At 62.3% G+C, this 17,525-nt stretch carries 17 protein-coding genes and 1 tRNA gene; 8 read left to right on the top strand and 10 right to left on the bottom strand.

All coding sequences use genetic code 11. The annotated features are described in order from the left end of the window. Positions 1 to 19: 19 nt before the first annotated feature. On the top strand, positions 20 to 940 hold the full coding sequence (locus tag KF719_RS00600) for a sulfotransferase domain-containing protein (protein WP_293506222.1): 921 nt from the start codon (positions 20 to 22) through the stop codon (positions 938 to 940). Here the strand turns inward: KF719_RS00600 and KF719_RS00595 are convergent. The 3 genes from KF719_RS00595 to KF719_RS00585 are packed head-to-tail and all read right to left on the bottom strand — an operon-like array spanning position 937 to position 5,389. Next, positions 937 to 2,598 (bottom strand): class I adenylate-forming enzyme family protein, encoded by a 1,662-nt coding sequence (locus KF719_RS00595; RefSeq protein WP_293506220.1) that lies wholly within the window; start codon positions 2,596 to 2,598, stop codon positions 937 to 939. The genes KF719_RS00600 and KF719_RS00595 overlap by 4 nt on opposite strands. A gap of 41 nt (positions 2,599 to 2,639) precedes the next feature. Then, positions 2,640 to 3,572: a nitronate monooxygenase gene (locus tag KF719_RS00590; protein ID WP_293506218.1), complete on the bottom strand. Its 933-nt coding sequence runs from the start codon at positions 3,570 to 3,572 to the stop codon at positions 2,640 to 2,642. Between the two features lie 5 nt (positions 3,573 to 3,577). Beyond that, positions 3,578 to 5,389: an extracellular solute-binding protein gene (locus KF719_RS00585; protein WP_293506216.1), complete on the bottom strand. Its 1,812-nt coding sequence runs from the start codon at positions 5,387 to 5,389 to the stop codon at positions 3,578 to 3,580. 21 nt (positions 5,390 to 5,410) lie between these two features. Between KF719_RS00585 and KF719_RS00580 the strand changes: the two genes are divergently transcribed. Beyond that, positions 5,411 to 6,148 (top strand): invasion associated locus B family protein, encoded by a 738-nt coding sequence (locus tag KF719_RS00580; RefSeq protein WP_293506214.1) that lies wholly within the window; start codon positions 5,411 to 5,413, stop codon positions 6,146 to 6,148. 2 nt (positions 6,149 to 6,150) lie between these two features. On the opposite strand, the gene KF719_RS00575 is transcribed toward KF719_RS00580, so the two are convergent. Together KF719_RS00575 and hspQ are read right to left on the bottom strand one after the other, a co-directional pair. Next, the gene (locus KF719_RS00575; RefSeq protein WP_293506212.1) at positions 6,151 to 6,900 is read right to left on the bottom strand and encodes an acyltransferase; all 750 of its coding nucleotides are present in this window, start codon (positions 6,898 to 6,900) and stop codon (positions 6,151 to 6,153) included. Between the two features lie 52 nt (positions 6,901 to 6,952). Next, positions 6,953 to 7,285 (bottom strand): heat shock protein HspQ, encoded by a 333-nt coding sequence (gene hspQ / locus KF719_RS00570; protein ID WP_293510537.1) that lies wholly within the window; start codon positions 7,283 to 7,285, stop codon positions 6,953 to 6,955. A gap of 162 nt (positions 7,286 to 7,447) precedes the next feature. On the opposite strand from hspQ, the gene KF719_RS00565 reads away from it, so the two are divergent. Then, the gene (locus tag KF719_RS00565) at positions 7,448 to 8,551 is read left to right on the top strand and encodes an NADH:flavin oxidoreductase (RefSeq protein WP_293506210.1); all 1,104 of its coding nucleotides are present in this window, start codon (positions 7,448 to 7,450) and stop codon (positions 8,549 to 8,551) included. A gap of 6 nt (positions 8,552 to 8,557) precedes the next feature. Here KF719_RS00565 and KF719_RS00560 read toward each other — a convergent pair whose 3' ends face one another. The 4 genes from KF719_RS00560 to KF719_RS00545 all read right to left on the bottom strand — a co-directional run bounded on the left by KF719_RS00560 (position 8,558) and on the right by KF719_RS00545 (position 12,885). Next, positions 8,558 to 9,601, bottom strand: a complete 1,044-nt coding sequence (locus KF719_RS00560; RefSeq protein WP_293506208.1) for a CoA ester lyase — start codon at positions 9,599 to 9,601, stop codon at positions 8,558 to 8,560. A 70-nt stretch (positions 9,602 to 9,671) separates the two neighbouring features. Further along, positions 9,672 to 10,964 carry an MFS transporter gene (locus tag KF719_RS00555; RefSeq protein WP_293506206.1) on the bottom strand — a complete coding sequence of 431 codons (1,293 nt, stop codon included), beginning with the start codon at positions 10,962 to 10,964 and terminating at the stop codon, positions 9,672 to 9,674. 84 nt (positions 10,965 to 11,048) lie between these two features. Beyond that, positions 11,049 to 11,618, bottom strand: a complete 570-nt coding sequence (locus KF719_RS00550; protein ID WP_293506204.1) for a gamma carbonic anhydrase family protein — start codon at positions 11,616 to 11,618, stop codon at positions 11,049 to 11,051. Beyond that, complete coding sequence (locus tag KF719_RS00545; RefSeq protein WP_293506202.1) at positions 11,611 to 12,885, bottom strand: MFS transporter; 1,275 nt, start codon at positions 12,883 to 12,885, stop codon at positions 11,611 to 11,613. Before KF719_RS00545 ends, KF719_RS00550 begins: the two co-directional genes overlap by 8 nt. A 168-nt stretch (positions 12,886 to 13,053) precedes the next feature. Between KF719_RS00545 and KF719_RS00540 the strand changes: the two genes are divergently transcribed. From KF719_RS00540 to KF719_RS00520, 5 genes are all read left to right on the top strand, one after another. Further along, positions 13,054 to 13,671, top strand: a complete 618-nt coding sequence (locus tag KF719_RS00540) for a glutathione S-transferase family protein (protein WP_293506200.1) — start codon at positions 13,054 to 13,056, stop codon at positions 13,669 to 13,671. Between the two features lie 139 nt (positions 13,672 to 13,810). Then, a complete protein-coding gene (locus tag KF719_RS00535) occupies positions 13,811 to 14,206 on the top strand; it encodes a hypothetical protein (protein WP_293506199.1) in 396 nt (131 codons plus the stop codon). Between the two features lie 40 nt (positions 14,207 to 14,246). Further along, entirely contained in the window at positions 14,247 to 14,666 is a 420-nt protein-coding gene (locus tag KF719_RS00530) for a PaaI family thioesterase (RefSeq protein ID WP_293506197.1), read from the top strand. 200 nt (positions 14,667 to 14,866) lie between these two features. Next, positions 14,867 to 15,667 (top strand): alpha/beta hydrolase, encoded by an 801-nt coding sequence (locus tag KF719_RS00525; protein WP_293506195.1) that lies wholly within the window; start codon positions 14,867 to 14,869, stop codon positions 15,665 to 15,667. Positions 15,668 to 15,787: 120 nt separating this feature from the next. Beyond that, complete coding sequence (locus KF719_RS00520; protein ID WP_293506193.1) at positions 15,788 to 17,341, top strand: wax ester/triacylglycerol synthase family O-acyltransferase; 1,554 nt, start codon at positions 15,788 to 15,790, stop codon at positions 17,339 to 17,341. A 13-nt stretch (positions 17,342 to 17,354) separates the two neighbouring features. Here KF719_RS00520 and KF719_RS00515 read toward each other — a convergent pair. Continuing rightward, a tRNA-Ser gene (locus tag KF719_RS00515) sits at positions 17,355 to 17,444 on the bottom strand. Positions 17,445 to 17,525 lie beyond the last annotated feature (81 nt).

The raw sequence follows: 17,525 nt of genomic DNA, 5'->3' as shown, positions 1-17,525 counted from the left end.
GTTGCAGGGGGGAGCGACCATGTCTTGGCCGGGAAATGTCACGCGCGTCTACCAGAACCACACGATCGACTCGACACGCTGGCGCGGGTTCGAACCGCACGACGGGGACGTCATCGTCACGACTTCCTACAAATCCGGGACGACATGGACGCTCGGCATTTTCTACAACATGCTGGCGCTCAAGGACGGCGTGCCGCCGCCACCGATGGACTACTGGATCGACGCGCGGATGTTTCCGGTCGTGCTGGAGGATCAGTTGGCCGAACTTGCCGCCATGTCGCATCGCCGTGTGCTGAAATCGCACCTGGCGGCCGACGGCCTGCCCGTCTGGCGCAACGTCCGGTATGTCGTTGTCGGACGCGATCCGCGCGACGTTTTCATGTCACTGGTCAATCACTACGATCAATTCACGGACGAGGCCTATGCGGCCTTCAACGAAACGCCGGGCCGCGTCGGCGAACCGATTCCGCGCTACGACGGCGATGTTCGCGCGCTGTGGAAGAACTGGATCACGCGCGGCTGGTTCGACTGGGAGTCCGAAGGCTGGCCCTGGTGGGGAAACATGCACCACGTGGCGACTTGGTGGCGGCTACGCGACGAACCGAATGTCCATTTCGTCCACTACAACGACCTCAAGGCCGATCTCGCCGGTGAGATTCGGCGTCTCGCCGAATTCGTCGGCATCGACCTGACACCGGCCGACATCGCCGCGGTCGCCGAGGCCTCGTCGCTCGAGGCCATGCGCGCGGGCGCAGTCGCGGCCGGCGATCCGCTCAGCATGATGTTCAAGGACGGCGCCAAGGGCTTCTTCTACAAGGGCACCAACCAACGCTGGCGCTCGGTGTTGACCGACGAAGACCTCGAACGCTACGAGGCGGCAAAGGAACGCGTCCTGACGCCCGATTGCGCGCAGTGGCTCGAGCGCGGAAATCGCGGCTAGGCTCCGATCATCTCCCTGAGTTGACGCCGCAGCACCTTGCCCAGCGGATTGCGGGGCAGGGCGTCGGCAAGTTCCAGCCGCTCCGGCAGCTTGTAGGCCGCGATGTCGGCTTTCATCAGATGCGCGCGGATGTCGTCCAGCGTCACGCTTTCGCCTTCGGCGGGGACCGCAACCGCGCAGATGCGCTCGCCCATCACCGCATCGGGATAACCGACGACAGCCGCTTCCTTGATTTTCGGCAGGCCGGCCAGCAACCCGTCGATTTCGCCGGGCGAGATGTTCATGCCGCCGCGGATAATGATGTCCTTGGCGCGCTCGACGAAGCGGTAGTAACGGTTGCCGGACCCGGCAATCTCGAAGACGTCGCCGGTGTGGAAGAATCCATCCTTGTCGATCGCGTCCGTGGGACCGCCGCCGTCGCCGGCGCGGTAATAGCCTGCAAAGACCGTTGCGCCCTTGATCAACAATTCGCCCGGCTTGCCGGGTTCGTAAATCTCCGCGCCCGTCTGCAAATCGATCAATTTGGTCTCGATGGCGGTGGCGATCTTTGCGGGCCAGTCGAGGCCCTTGACGCCGAAGCGCGGGAAGAACTGCGCGCGTTCCTCGGGGTCCGGTACATCGCCCGCGCCGGAGATCAGGCAGGTGCCTTCGTTCGAACCGAAGATATTGACGATGGGCAGGCCGTATTGCTCCTGCCAGGTTTTCACCATCCATGGCGAAAGCGGCGCCGAACCCGAGCCGATGCTGCGCACCGCCGAGAGGTCGAGCGAGGCCATCAGCTTTTCTTCTTTGAGCAGTAGCGAAAGCACCGCGGGCGGCGCAACCGTGTAGGCGATCCTCTCGCCGACGAGTTGTTTCAGGAAAACCGGAAGATCGAACGGATGGTGCTGCACCAACGTTCCGCCGGTCAGCAGCCAGGGCATGAAGCAGCCGCCAATCGCAGCCATGTTGACCAGCGGGAAAGGGTTCAGCACCGTGTCGCCGGGCTGGAGTTCCGCGGCATCGGCGCAGGCAACGCCGGCAATCATCCAGTGATTGTGGCTCCGCGGCACGCCCTTGGGCCGCGCTTCGGTGCCCGACGTCCAGCATATGGTCGCGGCGTCGTTTGCATCGGCTTTCGGCGCCGCGTCGAGACGGGCGGCATCGGCGGCCGGCCATTGCGTTTCGCCGATCACGAAGATGTTCGCGAGCGCCGTGAGTTTCGGCTTCAGGCTCTCGAACATTGCCGCGTGATCGTGGCCGCGTATGCTGCGCGCGGTCACGGCCGCTTTCGCGCCGGCAAATGCAAGCACATCGCCAAGCTCATGGGCGCGCCATTGCACCGGCGCCGGGGTGACGATGAGGCCGATGCGCCAGGCGGCAAGATAGACGGCCACCAGTTCGACAACGTTCGGGAGCTGCACCGCCAGCACATCGTCCTTCTTCAGCCCGGCGGCGAGAAAAGCGGTGGCGATCCTGTCGGCTTCGTCCGCGAGTTCGCCATAGGTCAGGCGGCGCGGCTCGCCGCCGTCGATTTCCGCGCGGTTCGGCGGGTCGGCAACAGCGAGACGACCGGATGTTGCCGCCGCATTGGCGCGAAAGCGCGCATCGATGGTTTCGGTTCCCCACCAACTGGCGCGGGTATGGGTCTCGATGTCCTGCTTCGATGCCAGAATCATGTTCAGCGTTCCTCCCAAAACACGTCGCGGACTTTTCGTCCTTACCGTTTCTTCGCCTGCTCGTATTCCTCCCGCAGCCGCGCAACAAGGCTCGCGACCGTCTCGACCCGGTCGATCATGCCCACACCGTGGCCCGCCGACCAGACCTGCGCCCAGCGTTTGGCGCCGGATTGCGGATCGGTGAAGTCGATGTCGGGGTTCTTCTCCATCGCGTCGAGGTCCATACCGGCCCGCGCGATGCTCTGTTTCAGCCAGTTGGCGGCGACGCCGGTGATTGCGCGGGTCAGGATCAAATCGTCGACGGTCGAACCGACCAGCATGTCGCGATATTCGGGGACCGCGAGGCTTTCGGTGCAGGCGATGAAGCGCGTTCCCATATAGGCGAGGTCGGCGCCAAGCACTTCGGCGGCGCGAATGCCGGCGCCGTCGGTGATGCCGCCCCCCAGTATGATCGACCCGTCGAAAAATTCGCGCACCGCTGGCACAAAGGAAAACCCGGTCATCTGGCCGGTATGCCCGCCGGCGCCGGCCGCCACCAGCACCAGCCCGTCGACGCCGGCAGCCGCGGCCTTGCGCGCGAAGGGAACCGAGTTCACATCGGCGAATACGAGACCACCGTAATCGTGCACACGCTCGACAATGGCGCGCGGACTGCCGAGCGCCGTGATGACCAGCGGCACCTTGTAACGAACCACGAGGTCGAGATCCTCGTCCAACCGCGTATTCGAGCGATGCACGACGACATTAGCGGCCCAGGGCGCGTCTTTGGCGCCGAGGCCGCGCGTGATCTTGTCCATCCATTCGTCGAGCACCGCGACGGTGCGCGCATTGGGTGTCGGAAAGGAGCCGATGACGCCTTCGCGGCAGGCTGCCAGCGCGAGTTCCGGACCCGAGATCAGGAACATCGGCGCCGCGACCAGCGGCAGCTTCATGCGGGGTCGCCAGTCTTCGGGCAACCGGGATGACAAGTTCATCGTACTTATTCCTCTATCCACCATGTTCCGCTGCGATAGCCATAGAGAGATATTTTCTCCGGCACTTTTACCTTGTTCCACAGCGCGAGCCACTGATCGGGCTGATGAAAGAGGGGGATCATGTAGGCGCCCGACAACAACACGCGGTCAAGCGCGCGGACGGCGGCGACGAAATCCTCATGCGCGCGTGCTTCGAGCATCGCCTCGATCATCGCATCGATCGCCGGCTCCCTTGCGCCCATGTAGTTTCGTGTGCCGGGCGCATCCGCGGCCTCCGATCCCCAATAGAAAGTCTGTTCGTTGCCTGGCGACAGGGAAGAGAACCAGCCGTTGAACATCAATTCGAAATCGTAATTGCTGCGCCGTTCCTGGTATTGGCTCGGATCGACGTTGCGCACGACGATGTCGATGCCGATGCGCCGGGTCATCGTCGCATAGGTCAGTGCGAGGCGCTCGTCGTCCGGTGTCGCGACGAGTATTTCGAGCTTCAGCGGGCGCCCGGTGGCAATCTCGGTCATTGCGCCATTTCGCAGTTCATAACCCGCCTCCCGCAACAAGGCGATGGCTACGGCCCGGTTTTCCCGGTCCTGACCTGTCGGGTCGCCGGCGGGCGCATGCCAGCCATGTTCCATGATTTCCGACGATACAACGCCGGGGAAGGGCGCCAGCAGCGCGCGTTCGCGGTCGCCCGCGGGGCGCCCATGCGAACCCAATTCCGAATTGTCGAAGAAGCTCTGCGTACGAACGTAGAGCCCGTGATAGAGATTGCGATTGACCCAGTCGAAATTGAAAATCCGGATCAAGGCGAGCCGGACGTTCTTCTCGGCGAGCACGGGTTTGCGCGTATTGAAAACAAGTGCGCGCATTCCCGACGGCATACCGCTCTTGAATATCTCCTTCCGAACCTTTCCCTGGCGCATTGCCGGAAAGCCGTAGCTGTTGGTCCAGCGCCCCGGATCGTCCTCGGCGCGCGCATGGTAGACACCGGCCTTGAAGGCCTCGAAGGACGCATTGGCGTCACGGAAATACTCGTAGGTGATCCGGTCGATGTTGTAGTGACCGGCATTCACCGGCAGGCCGGCGCCCCAGTAGTTCTCGTCGCGCCGATAGACGATCCGGGCGCCGGGCGTGAAATTTCCGACGATATAGGGACCGCTGCCGACAGGCATTTCGAATCCCGAGCGGTCGAAATCGCGCTTCTCGTAAACATGTTTCGGGATGATCGGCATCAGACCCAGGATCAGCGGAATTTCCCGGTCGCCATCGTCCGCAAAGACGAATTTCACCGTGCGGGGACCGGGACGCTCGATGCGTTCGACCTTCGAATAATAGGTTTTGAAATTCGGGCGCCCCTTGTCGCGCAGCGTTTCGAGCGAATAGATCACGTCCTCGACCGTCACCGGCTTGCCGTCCGAAAATCGCGCGGCGGGGTTCAGCGTGAAGGAAATCCAGCTCCGGTCGTCCGGCACCTCGACTTTCTCCGCCAGCAGGGCATAGAGCGTAAATGCCTCGTCGTAGCCCCGCGCCAGCAGGCTCTCGAACACATGCTCGCGCAGGCCGATGGCCGATGTGCCGCGCACGATGAAAGGGTTGAAGCTGTCGAAAGATCCGGTTGCCCCATAGGTTATGGAACCACCGTTGGGGGCGTCGGGATTGGCATAGGAAAAATGCGTGAAATTTTCAGGGTAAAGCGGCTCGCCATGCATGGCGATTGCGTGGCGAGCGGCGGCCGGCGCTGAGAACGCCGTCAGGACGAAGGCCAGAACCGTAAACAGGGCGAGACATGGCCGGAGCGGCGCGGGCAGGGGGGCGGACAAGGCGCGTTCCTTTGAATTCGATTGACGCCGCGCATGGCGGCGCCCGGTCTTGTCTACAGCGTTAAGCAAATTTCGAGGTTTTTCAAAGATTTCCGGTGCCTTGTTTATGCCGAAATGCGAGTTTACCAGAGTTCGGTGGCGGCGGAGCCCGCACCGGAGACGGAAACCGGTCCGCCGCTCATCTTGTCCGATTCGAAAAGGAACTTCGTCATGTCTCTTCGACGTTTGTTGTCCGGCGTCGCCGCCGCGGCTCTGCTTTCCGTGGCTGGCATCGCTCCCGTCAGCGCTCAATCGGGAGCGCCAGAGCCCACAATTCAGAATTTCGGGACATGGAGCACGCGCTGCGACGTGAACGAAAACGCGGACAAGCGTTGCCACGCCTTTGTCAATGTCGCGATCGGCGAGGACAAGCAACGGCTGCTCTATCTCGGCATCACCTACGGCCCGCAGGACACGGATGCCGATGGCGAGAACGAACTCTTCCTCTTCGCGGTGACACCGCTCGGCACATTCCTGCCGAACGGTATCGGCTGGACGATCGACGGCAAGCAAAGCTTCAGCCAGCAATTCCTGTTCTGCATCCCCGGCGGCTGCCAGACGGAAATCATGCTCACCGATGAGCGGTTGAAGGCAATGAAGGGTGGCAACCAGATGGAGGTTGTCTTCCGGATCGTCGGAAAGGGAGATGCAAAGGTTCCGGTCAAGCTCGACGGCATCACCAAGGCCATCGCCGCCATACCGATGCCCAAGAAGTCCTGACGCTAATCGGCGCGCGTCGGCGCGACGATGCTGCGCAACCAGCCGAGAACGGTGTTCTCGCGCGCGAGAAAACGCGTCAGATTGTCCATGTCGCGTTGGAGACGTTCGTAGTCGCCAAAGAGTTCGGCGCGCGTGCGGAAACCACGCGACGGATCGAGTTCACGAACGACACGGGCCGGGTTCCCCGCCGCGATGCAGTTCGCCGGAATATCGCGCGTGACCACGGCGCCGGCGCCGATAATGCTGTTTTCGCCGATCGACACGCCCTTGCCGATGATCGCCCGCACGCCCAGCCAGACATTGCGGCCGATAACAATTGGACGATGCTTGTCCAGTTCGGCCGTGCGGTCATAGGTGTCGTGCCAGTCGGAATCCGAGATGTAACATTGGCTGGCGATCATCGTGTCGCTGCCGATGACGATGCGGTCGGAAGCGACGATATGCGTGCCGGGGCTGATCAGCACATTGTCGCCGATCTCGATGCGGCCCTCGCGGTCGCCGGTGCGCCATGTCGCGATGCGCACGAAGTTTCCCTTCGCCGCATGTAGGTGAAGATGCGATCCGGCCGAGATGCCGCCGCCCCATAATTCGATGTTCCACGGGCTCGTGACGTCGAGGCCGGGGCCTAGCGCATCGAAACCCGGCACCAGAAAACGCTCCGTATAAAAGCGCACCCAGCCGTTGACGATCCGGCGGACAAGATAAGGTCTTCGATCGCGCCGCAACGCCGTGAGCCTTTCCCCTGACGACACGCGCCTCTTCGCCGGGCGGTGTTCCGCTACCTGATTAGCATGGAGACCGGCGCTAATGCGCGGATTTTGCGCGGATCGCGTAGACGCCGCCCTGAAGCGTCCCGAACAGCTCATGGACCTGGGGATGACGCACCGGCTCGCCGGATTCGTCGGGCAGCAGGTTCTGCTCCGAGACATAGGCGACGTATTCGGTCTCCGCATTCTCGGCCAGCAGGTGATAGTAGGGCTGGTCCTTGCGCGGACGCACTTCCTCGGGGATCGACAACCACCACTCTTCCGTGTTGTTGAAGGTCGGATCGACGTCGAAAATCACGCCGCGAAAGGGGTAGAACCTGTGGCGTACAATCTGGCCGATGCGAAATTTGGCCTGCCGGTTAACTTCCATCACGTCGTCGCACTCCCCGGTACATTGCACAATTCTAACAGGTGAAACGGCGGCGCGAAAACCCTGCGGCCGGAATGTCCTGATTTCACGACCGGCATTGCCATTCGCCGGTAAATTCCCAATATGGCGGGCATCGACATTCACCGCTTTCAGGAGACCTCCATGAGCCGTTCCGTCGCGCCGCTATTCGAGCCTTTCACGCTGAACGGGTTGACCTTGCCCAACCGGGTCGTCATGGCTCCCATGACCCGTTCCAAGTCGCCTGGCGGCATTCCCGGGCCGGAGGTCGCCGCCTATTACCGCCGCCGCGCCGAGGCCGAGTGCGGTCTTATCGTCACCGAGGGCACGACGGTCAACACTCCGGTCGCGACGGGCGATCCCAACGTACCGCAGTTCTGGGGCGAAGCGGCGCTCAAGGGCTGGAAGCGTGTCGTCGAGGAGGTCCATGACGCCGGCGGCAAGATCATGCCGCAGCTCTGGCATGTGGGCATGATGCGCAATCCGGCCAAGGCCACCAACACCGACCTGCCGAGCCACGGCCCCTCAGGTCTCGCGAAGCCCGGCAAGGCGCTCTCCGAGCCGATGACGAAAGCCGAGATCAAGGCCACGATCGATGCCTTTGCCCGTGCCGCTGCGGATGCCCGCGCGCTCGGCTTCGACGGTGTCGAGGTTCACGGCGCGCATGGCTATATCATCGACCAGTTCTTCTGGGAGGGGACAAACCAGCGCGAAGACGAATATGGCGGCGACATGGTCGGCCGCACCCGCTTCGCGGTCGACATCATCGAGGCGATCCGCCGCGAGGTGGGCAAGGACTTCCCCCTGATCCTGCGTTTTTCGCAGTGGAAGCAGCAGGACTACACGGCGAAGCTCGCGCAGACGCCGGACGAGCTGGCGGCCTTCCTGAAGCCGCTGTCCGACGCGGGCGTCGACTCTTTCCACTGCTCGCAGCGCCGCTTCTGGGAGCCGGAATTCGAGGGTTCCGATCTCAACCTCGCCGGCTGGACCAAGAAGCTCACCGGCAAGCCCTCGATCACGGTCGGCAGCGTCAGCCTGTCCGGCGAATTCATCGGCTCCTTCATGGGCGAGGCGTCCGAGGCCACCGGCATCGACGACCTGCTCGACAGGCTGGAGCGTGGCGAATTCGACCTCGTGGCCGTCGGCCGGGCGCTGCTGGTCGATCCCGCATGGACCCACAAGGTCCATCAGGGCGCCTTCGATCAGTTGCTGCCGTTCAAGCCGGAAGCGCTTGCGACGCTGTCCTGACGCCGCTCAGAGTTCGTAGGCCTTGGCGAGGTCGGGGTCTTTGGCCGCGACTTTCCTGGCCAGATCGACGATGACCTTGGCCTGTTTCCAGGTCGCGTCGTCCTGCATCTTGCCGTCGATCATCGCAACGCCGGTGCCGTCCGGCATCGATTCGAGGATGCGCTTGGCAAAGAGCACTTCGGCCGGGTCGGGGCTGAACACGCGCTTTGCGATGGCGATCTGGCCCGGATGCAGCGACCAGGCGCCGACGCAACCCATCAGGAATGCATTGCGGAACTGCTGCTCACAGGCATCCGCGTCCTGGATGTCGCCAAAGGGGCCGTAGAAGGGCCGAATGTCATTGGCGACACAGGCGTCGACCATCTTGGCGAATGTGTAGTGCCAGAGGTCCTGCTGCGCGGCCACGCGCGGGCTTCCATCGTCCTTCGGGTCTTCCAGCACCCGATAGAAGGGATGTCCGCCGCCGACGCGCGTCGTCTTCATGCGGCGCGAGGCGGCGAGGTCGGCCGGGCCGAGGCTCATGCCATGCATGCGCGGGCTGGCGCAGGCAATTTCCTCAACGTTTTTAACGCCTTGGGCGGTTTCGAGGATCGCATGGATGAGAAGTGGCTTCTTTAGCCCGTGCTTCGCCTCAAGCTGAGCCAGCAGCTGGTCGAGATAGTGGATGTCCCAGGCGCCTTCGACCTTGGGCAGCATGATGACGTCGAGCTTGTCGCCGATCTCTCCGACAAGCTCGGTGATGTCGTCGAGCACCCAGGGGCTGTTCAGCGGATTGATGCGGGTCCAGAAACCCGTCGATCCGAATTCATGGGCCTTGCCGACCTCGATCACGCCCTTGCGCGCCGCCTCCTTGGCGTCCGCCGGAATGGCGTCTTCCAGATTGCCGAGCAGCACGTCGACCTGCGGGATGATCTCACCGATCCGTGCACGGAGCTTTTCGTTGTGCCCCGGAAAGAAATGTATCATCCGCTCGAGTGCCACCGGCAGCCCGCGATAGGGGGCCGGCGCGCCGATGGCGAGCGGTTTGTAAAAGTTCGATGGCAGTTTCATGACAGTTCCGTGACAGAAGGGGGTCGCACATCAGCCTAACTGGAGGTCTAGTGCGAATCCATCAATGCTTTCAAGATAATACAGCCTTCTTCTCAGCCTCGATCAAAGCCCGCACCGGTCCTGCGGCCAAAAGGCAGGCAAAACCGAGCATCGGCGACAATGTGATCGCAAGATAGGCGGTCTCGTAGCCGCCCGCCGCGACATAGAGAAATCCAAGCAGCGCCGGACCCGCCGCGTTGGCGCAGGTCGTAACCATCTGCGAGACGGAGAGAATACGCGCATAGGCCTTCAGTCCGAAAGCTTCGGCCATGATCAGCGGCTGCATCATCTGCATGTTGCCGACCGTCGCGCCGAACATGACCGAGGCAATCAGCAGCGCCGCCACTGAATTGGCAAAGGCAAATGCCGCAAATGACAGGCCTTGCAGTACAAAGATGCCGAAGAGATAGGTGCGCGACGAAATCCGCGACAACAGCCAGCCGCCGATCAAGCGTCCGGCGATGCTCGCAGCCGCCATGATCGAAACGGCGAGCGCCGCGGTCGACGTATCGCCTGTTCGCGTCAGCACAAGACGGAACTGATGCGCAAGGCTTCCAACCTGCGCCATCATAGCGAAGACGAAGGCGGCCGTGCACAAAATGAAAAAGCGGCTGCGAAGCGCTTCGGCAAATCCGATGCCGTCCGGTGGCAGAAGACTGCCATCGGCCGCGCGGCGGGGCGGATCGCCGTCCGGCGAAAGGCCGATTGCTTCGGGGCTGCGCCGCAACACCGCCAGCGTCACCGGTATGACACCGAGCACCATCATCAGCGCCAGCCAGTAAGCAGCCTCGCCGAGACCGAGCGTGCCGACCAGGCTCGCCGAGATCGGCGTGAAGACGATGCCGCCCATCGACAGGCCGGTCGAGGCATAGGCAATCGCCTTCGAGCGCTGCCGCGTGAACCAGCGCGCGACAATCGTCATGCCGGGGATGACGGCGACGGCCGCGTTGCCGATGCCGAACAGAATATAGAAACCGTAGAGCTGCCAGAGTTCCGTAACATGACCGGCGCCCGCCAGGACCAGAGCCGAAAGGACTGCGCCACTGGTGATCACCCAGCGCGGATCGTAGCGGTCGAGCAACCAGCCAACGCCGAGACCCGCTATGCCCGAAGAGATAAAGAAGATCGCGGTGGCGTTCGACGCAGCGGACACCGAGAAGCCGCCGCCCGTGACGAAAGCTTCCAGGAAGATCGACAGGTTGTAGAAGATCAGCCCACAGGACACCGTGTGCACGATGAAGACCGCGCCGACGATGTACCAGCCGTAAAACAGTCCCGCACGCCGGGGCGTGCGCGGCTCATCTGGCGCGGGGCCAGCACTCATAATGTCGAACTCCGGCAAGGCCGATAGGCGAATGACTTGGTCTGACCTAAATAGAGGTTCCGGTCAGTTCGCCCAAGCGGAATCTCATTTTGCGGCGGACAAGGCGCGCATTTCTTCGGCCATGGCATTCCTGAAGGACTCGCGTTCGGTGACGCGATGGTCGCCGCGCGCATAGGCCAGCGCGTTTTCGTAGTAGAAGCGGGCATTCATTGTATTTGCGGCGCCGTTGTCGCGGGTCTTGATGACCTTTGCGGGAGACCCGGCAACGATCGAGTTTTCGGGAATGACGGCGCCCTCCGTGACGATCGAATGGCCCGCGACGATGGAGTTCCGACCGATCTTCGCGCCGTCCATGATCGTGGCGTTGATGCCGATCAGGCAATTGTCGCCAATCTCGGCGCCGTGGATCGTGCAGTGATGCGTGATCGAACAGTTGTCGCCAATGATCGTCGGCGTTTCGTTGCCTACATGGATCATCACGAAATCCTGGATGTTGCTTCGCCGTCCGATCCGTACCTCATGCATCTCGCTGCGAATGACGACATAGGGCCAGAGCGAGGCGCCGTCACCGACAAAGACCTTGCCGTAGATGAGCGCCGTTTCGTGGATGAAGGCCGGATTGTCGAGAACGACACCGGGACCGAATTCACGCATGAGCTTTTCCTTCAATGAGCGCCCTAACCGGACCGGCGGCAAGGATCAGAAGAAAGGCGAGGAACGATGCGAGCGCCATTGCAAGGAACGCAACCTCATATCCGCCGAGACCCTGATAGAGGAAACCGATGGCGGCCGGACCCGTCGCAACACCGGCTGTCATGCAGAGTTGTGTCAGAGAATAGATGCGGCCATAAGCCTTGAGGCCGAAGGCTTCCGCAACCATCAGCGGCTGCATCATCAACAGATTGCCGACCGTCAGCCCAAAGATAATCGTCGTTGCAAGCAGGGCCGGCGTCGTCTCGGCAAAGGCGTAGAAGGCGAGGGCGGCTCCTTGCGCGATGGTGAGCCCCAGAACGAATCCGCGCGACGGGATCCATCGCAGCGCCTGTCCGCCGATCAGCCGGCCAATAATGCTTGCGGCCGCCATGGTGGCGACGGCAAGCCGCGCGGTGCCACTATTGTCGGTGCGAAAGAAGATCAGGCTGTACTGATGCGCGATAACGCCGACCTGCGCCATCATCGCGAAGACATACGCGGTCGTCATCAGAATGAAGAACCGGCTGCGCACAGCTTGCTCGAACGGGATGCCGTCGGCCGGCAAAGGCGCGCCGCTTGCATCGCGCGCGATCGGATCGCCGTCCGGGCCGAGCCCGATCGATTGTGGCGAGGGACGGATCAGCAGCCATGCGACGGGCACGACACCGAGAATAAATATCAGCGCCAGCCAGGGCGCCGCACCGCCGAGCCCCAGACGTTCGATCAACAGAGCCGATACGGGCGTCAAGACGATGCCTCCGAGCGACAGGCCGGTGGACGCATAGGACAGAGCCACCGAGCGCTGGCGCGCAAACCAGCGCGCGACAAGCGTCGTGCCGGGGATCAGCGCCGCGCCGGCGTAACCGATGCCGAACAGAACGTAGAAGGCATATAGCTGCCAAAGCTCAGTGACATAGCCGGCGCCCAGAATGGCAAGCGCAGCGATCAGCGCGCCGCCGGTGATGACCCAGCGCGGATCGTGGCGTTCGATCAATGCGGCAACGCCGAGGCCGGCGAGGCCCGACGCGACGAAAAAGCACGCGGTAGCCGCTGACGTTGCGGAAACCGAAAATCCGCCCTGCAGCACGAAGGCCTTGAGATAGACGGACAGATTGTAAAAGCCGAGGCCCGCCGTCGTGGTCATGATGACCAGAACGGCAATGACGACATACCAGCCATAAAAAAGGCCCGGTCCCGGGCCTGTCGGTTCGGCGCTTTGCGCGCTCATGATTGGCCTCCCGCATCCAACGCGCGGAAAGCGCGCCGGACGACCTACATAATCACCCCGCGCCCACGCGCCAAGTCGAAAAGCCTGAACGGTGGCGCGGTCTGCATCATTCGGCTAATCATGGAACCATACCGGCATTCAAGAGACCGGAACCACAGGGAGCCATCCATGAAATTCTACAATTCGATCGGGCCAAACCCGCGCGTCGTCAAAATGTTCATGCAGGAGAAAGGCATTGAGCTGCCTTTCGTCGAAGTCGATTTGATGGCCGGCGAGAACCGTAAAGAGCCTTATCTGGCGAAGAACCCGTCCGGCCAGTCGCCTGCGCTGGAGCTTGACGACGGTACCGTGCTCGCCGAAATCACCGCGATCTGCGAATATCTCGACGAAAAATTTCCGGGCGGTTCGCTGATCGGCACGACGCCGGAGGAACGCGCCGAAACGCGGATGTGGACGCGCCGCGTCGACCTCAATATCTGCGAGCCGATGGCCAACGGCTTTCGTTTTTCGGAAGGCCTGCCGCTTTTCCAGAACCGCATGCGCTGCCTCCCTGAAGCGGCCGACGGCCTGAAGGCCATCGCGCAGGACAAGCTCGCCTGGCTCGACAAGCTGATGGCGGGCCGCGAATTCCTGGCCGGCAAGCGGTTGACGATGGCGGACATCCTGCTGTTCGGGTTTCTCGATTTCGGCGCCGTTGTCGGCCAGCCGATCAACCCCGAGTTCAAGAATGTGACCGCCTGGTTCGAGCGTATGAAGGCCCGGCCTTCCGCTGTTGCCAGCGCCTGACGGTCCGTTTTGCAGCGAAACCGGCCTTCTGAAGCGGAGGCCGGTTTCATTACTGGAAATCAACTTGCGGAAGCCGCCAAATCTGCCAAGCTAGTAAACGCAGCTTACTAGTTGGGGGGGTACCGTGGGAGGAACCGCTGTGAAGTATCTCGTACAGATTTGCCTGGCGCTTGGCATTGCCGTGACATTCACGCTTTTCGTCACGCCTGAGCCTGCGCAAGCTCAACCGGTGCCGGACTGCATCGACTCAGATGACAGCCGCGCCCAGAACACCGCTGCCTGGTGGGGCCGCCGCACAGCTGAAGAAAAGCGCCTCATCACCGAGCTGGAGTGCCAGGAGCGCTTCATTCCGATGGTCTGCATCTTCCTTTGGGAGCCCGATCTCCGGGCCTGCACCAACAAGGGCGTCGCCGAGTACCGCGCCGACAAGGCATGTTCCGCAAAAGGTCATGCCCTGCTGTCGGAAGCGCATGTCGCGTGCAAGGAGGATTTCAAGCGGACCTTCTCGCCGCCATTTGCAGGGTCGACTTCCTGAGGCAGTATGCCCCGGCGCGCAACGCCGGGAGTAGACAAGTTTGAGCCACAGCAAGACAGACATGCCGCCGCTGGATGACGATTGGGAATCGCCGGCGGCCGTCACTTTGGGCAAGAAGGTTCTGGAGACGGATCGGGAGCGTGGCTATATCCGCGCGTCCTTCGTCGCCGGCGATGGCTTCGTCAACCGCGGCGGGCGTATTTTCGGCGGCTTCCTGTCGGCGATGCTCGATGGGCTTTGCGGCCATGCCGTGCGCCTCACGCACGAACAGCCCGGCACACCCCAGGTCACCCTCGAACTCAAAACCAGCTTCGTCGGCCGCGCCGACAAGGGCACGCTCACCGGCGAAGGTTGGGTTCGCCATCGCGGCAAGTCGATCGCATTCGCGGAGGCCGAACTGAGGGACGAGACTGGCGAACTTGTCGCCAAGGGCAGCGCCACGTTCAAGATCGGTCGCTGAGCTCACGCCACTAAACCCCGGTAAACTCAAGGTTTTCGGTCTGGATCGCATCCCGCCTATCCGGCTTGAATGGCGCCGGATTGGCGCGTAGCCTTTCCGCATGGGAAACCTGCCGGATTCTTGAGAGCGAGAGCGGGACAGTTCCAGATACATCGCATTCGAACGAACGGAACGTTCCAGTTTCCGGAAGGGATTACCGAATGGCTGCAATCGCTGACGCCGGCGCGCCCGGCATCGGACGAAACGTCGAGAAGAGGCTTCGGCCGCCGTCGCGGCTTCTGATGCTCGCTGAACCACGCGCGCTCTTCGAGTTGGGTCTCGGCCTTGCTTCAGTGCCGCTGCTGATGACGGCACCTCGCGGCGACGGGCACCCTGTATTGGTGATGCCGGGTTTTCTGGCGTCGGACGGGTCCACCAAGATGTTGCGCGCCTATCTCGACAGGCTCGGCTATGAGACGCAGGGCTGGGGGCTCGGCCGCAATATCGGCAGCATGATGGCGCGGCGTCACCGGCTCTATGAGCAGATCGAGACCCTGCACAAGAAGACCGGCCGCAAGGTCAGCCTGATCGGGTGGAGCCTTGGCGGCATCTATGCGCGCGATGTCGCGCTGACAATGCCCGAAGCGATCCGGTCGGTTGTCTCGCTGGGAAGCCCCTTTGCAATAGATGTCCGGGCGACGCATGCCAGCAAGCTCTATGAAAAACTCGGTGGCGAGGCCATCGACGACATCGCCGAATCCGAACTTGTTCGTATACAGAGCGATCTCGACATGCCGACGACCGCGATCTACACAAAGACGGACGGTGTCGTCAACTGGCGCACCTGCATGCTGCGCGAGGGCCGGCAGGCCGAAAATATCGAAGTTCTCGGCAGCCATTGCGGCCTCGGCGTCAATCCGGCGGTGCTTTGGGCCGTCGCCGACCGGCTGGCGCAGAAGGAGAGTTCTTTCCGGCCGTTCGCACGGCGAGGGCCGTTCCGGCTCGGTTATCCGGCGGCCTGAAACGGTTCGCTGTTTCCGCTCGGGGGAGAGGAAGCAGCGCATTCGACATGAGGACAAAGCGCAAGCCCGCACCATGGGCCAACCGGAATAAAACCGGCGCGCTTCACGGGAGGAGGGGATATGGACCAGCTTAGTCCGATGGATGCGTCGTTTCTCTATTTCGAGACGGCGAATGCGCCAATGCATATCGGCGGATTGACGATCTACGATCAATCGACCGTCGAAGGCGGCGTTCTGGGGTTCAAGCGAATCCTGGAGAATTACGAGACGCGGTTGCATCTTGCGCGGTCTTTCCGCCAGCGCGTCGTCCATGTGCCGATGAACCTCGACCATCCCTACTGGATCGAAGATCCGAATTTCGACATTGAATTCCACGTCCGGCACATTGCGCTGCCGAAACCCGGCAACTGGCGCCAGCTCTGCATCCAGGTGGCGCGGCTTCATGCGCGTCCGCTCGATATATCGCGGCCGCTCTGGGAGTTCACCGTGATCGAGGGGCTCGATCAGGTGGAGGGGCTGCCGCCGGGAAGTTTCGGCATCATGTCGAAAATTCATCACGCTGCGATCGACGGTGTGTCGGGCGCCGAAATCGTTGCGGCCATTCACGACATCGCGCCGGACGCCCGGCCCGCGCCGCCCGAAAAGCCCTGGGTGCCGGAACGCGACCCCAATGTGCTCGAGCTGCTGTCGCGCACTTATATCAATAATCTGCGCCAGCCGTTCAAACTGGCGGGCGTGGTGGCCTCATCGGTGCCGGCGCTCGCGAAGGTCGGCATCGGCCTCACGGCGGGCAAGCTCAAAACGGCGGGGCCCGTGCCGCGCACACGCTTCAACGCCAGCATCTCGCCACATCGCGTCTTTGACGGACGTTCGTTTTCGCTCAGCGACATTCGGGCGATGAAGAGCGCCATCGAGGGCGCGACGGTCAACGACGTGATCGTTGCCGTTGTCGGCGGCGCGATGCGCAAATATCTTGAAGCGAAAGGCGAGTTGCCGAAAGAGTCGCTGATCGCCATGGCGCCGATTTCGGTTCGCTCTGACGACAAGAAGAAGGCAGCCGGCAATCTCGTCAGCGGCATGATGCTGTCGATCCGCACCGATATCGCCGATCCGGCCGAGCGGCTGCGGGCGGTGTTCCAGGCGACCAAGAGCTCCAAGGAACTGACCAACGCCATCGGCGCCAAGACTTTGTCGGACTATTCGCAGTTCATTCCGTCGACGCTGTCCGGGCTTGCGGCGCGGCTATACTCCAATCTCGGTATTGCCAACCGCATCCGGCCGTTCTTCAACACCGTTATTACCAATGTGCCCGGCCCGCAGATTCCGCTCTACATGACGGGCTCGCGCATGGTGACGCATTACGGTCTTGCGCCGATCCTCGACGGTATGGGCATCATCCATCCCGTCTTCAGCTATTGCGGCCAGATCACCGTGTCGTTCACGTCCTGCCGCGAAATGATGCCCGACCCGGATTTCTACGCCGCCTGCATCCAGGAGTCCTTCGACGAAATGAAGGAGGCGATGCTCGCCGAGGCGTCGGCAAGCGGCATCGAAACGATCAATGCCAAGCCGAAGGCAAAAGTGAAAGCGGCAACGGGACCGCGCCGCAAGCAGTCCACGCCGAAAGCCGCGAAGGCCAGGGCAGACACAAAGGCGGCGGGATCTGTGGCTTGAGATAGGAGTCGGCTGGCGGATGGGGTGGGATTCGAACCCACGGTGGGCTTGCACCCACGCCGGTTTTCAAGACCGGTGCCTTAAACCACTCGGCCACCCATCCGGTCCCACTGGTTAGCCTTTGTGGGGATTTGACTCAACCGGGAAGATGGACGACCGGAAAATGGCCTGAAAAGTGAAAAGA

It is taken from the genome of Parvibaculum sp., from assembly GCF_019635935.1.
Taxonomy (GTDB): domain Bacteria; phylum Pseudomonadota; class Alphaproteobacteria; order Parvibaculales; family Parvibaculaceae; genus Parvibaculum.
Note: the sequence above shows the minus strand (reverse complement) of the source record. Positions and strands in the feature narration are given on the sequence as shown.

Excerpts from the sequence above, each read along its gene's own strand:
- KF719_RS00555 (WP_293506206.1), bottom strand. The coding sequence starts at position 10,964 with ATGAGTGCTGGCCCCGCGCCAGATGAGCCGCGCACGCCCCGGCGTGCG.
- KF719_RS00545 (WP_293506202.1), bottom strand. The coding sequence starts at position 12,885 with ATGAGCGCGCAAAGCGCCGAACCGACAGGCCCGGGACCGGGCCTTTTT.
- KF719_RS00595 (WP_293506220.1), bottom strand. The coding sequence starts at position 2,598 with ATGATTCTGGCATCGAAGCAGGACATCGAGACCCATACCCGCGCCAGT.
- KF719_RS00520 (WP_293506193.1), top strand. The coding sequence starts at position 15,788 with ATGGACCAGCTTAGTCCGATGGATGCGTCGTTTCTCTATTTCGAGACG.
- KF719_RS00550 (WP_293506204.1), bottom strand. The coding sequence starts at position 11,618 with ATGCGTGAATTCGGTCCCGGTGTCGTTCTCGACAATCCGGCCTTCATC.
- KF719_RS00540 (WP_293506200.1), top strand. The coding sequence starts at position 13,054 with ATGAAATTCTACAATTCGATCGGGCCAAACCCGCGCGTCGTCAAAATG.
- KF719_RS00560 (WP_293506208.1), bottom strand. The coding sequence starts at position 9,601 with ATGAAACTGCCATCGAACTTTTACAAACCGCTCGCCATCGGCGCGCCG.
- KF719_RS00565 (WP_293506210.1), top strand. The coding sequence starts at position 7,448 with ATGAGCCGTTCCGTCGCGCCGCTATTCGAGCCTTTCACGCTGAACGGG.
- KF719_RS00590 (WP_293506218.1), bottom strand. The coding sequence starts at position 3,572 with ATGAACTTGTCATCCCGGTTGCCCGAAGACTGGCGACCCCGCATGAAG.
- KF719_RS00525 (WP_293506195.1), top strand. The coding sequence starts at position 14,867 with ATGGCTGCAATCGCTGACGCCGGCGCGCCCGGCATCGGACGAAACGTC.
- hspQ (WP_293510537.1), bottom strand. The coding sequence starts at position 7,285 with ATGGAAGTTAACCGGCAGGCCAAATTTCGCATCGGCCAGATTGTACGC.
- KF719_RS00600 (WP_293506222.1), top strand. The coding sequence starts at position 20 with ATGTCTTGGCCGGGAAATGTCACGCGCGTCTACCAGAACCACACGATC.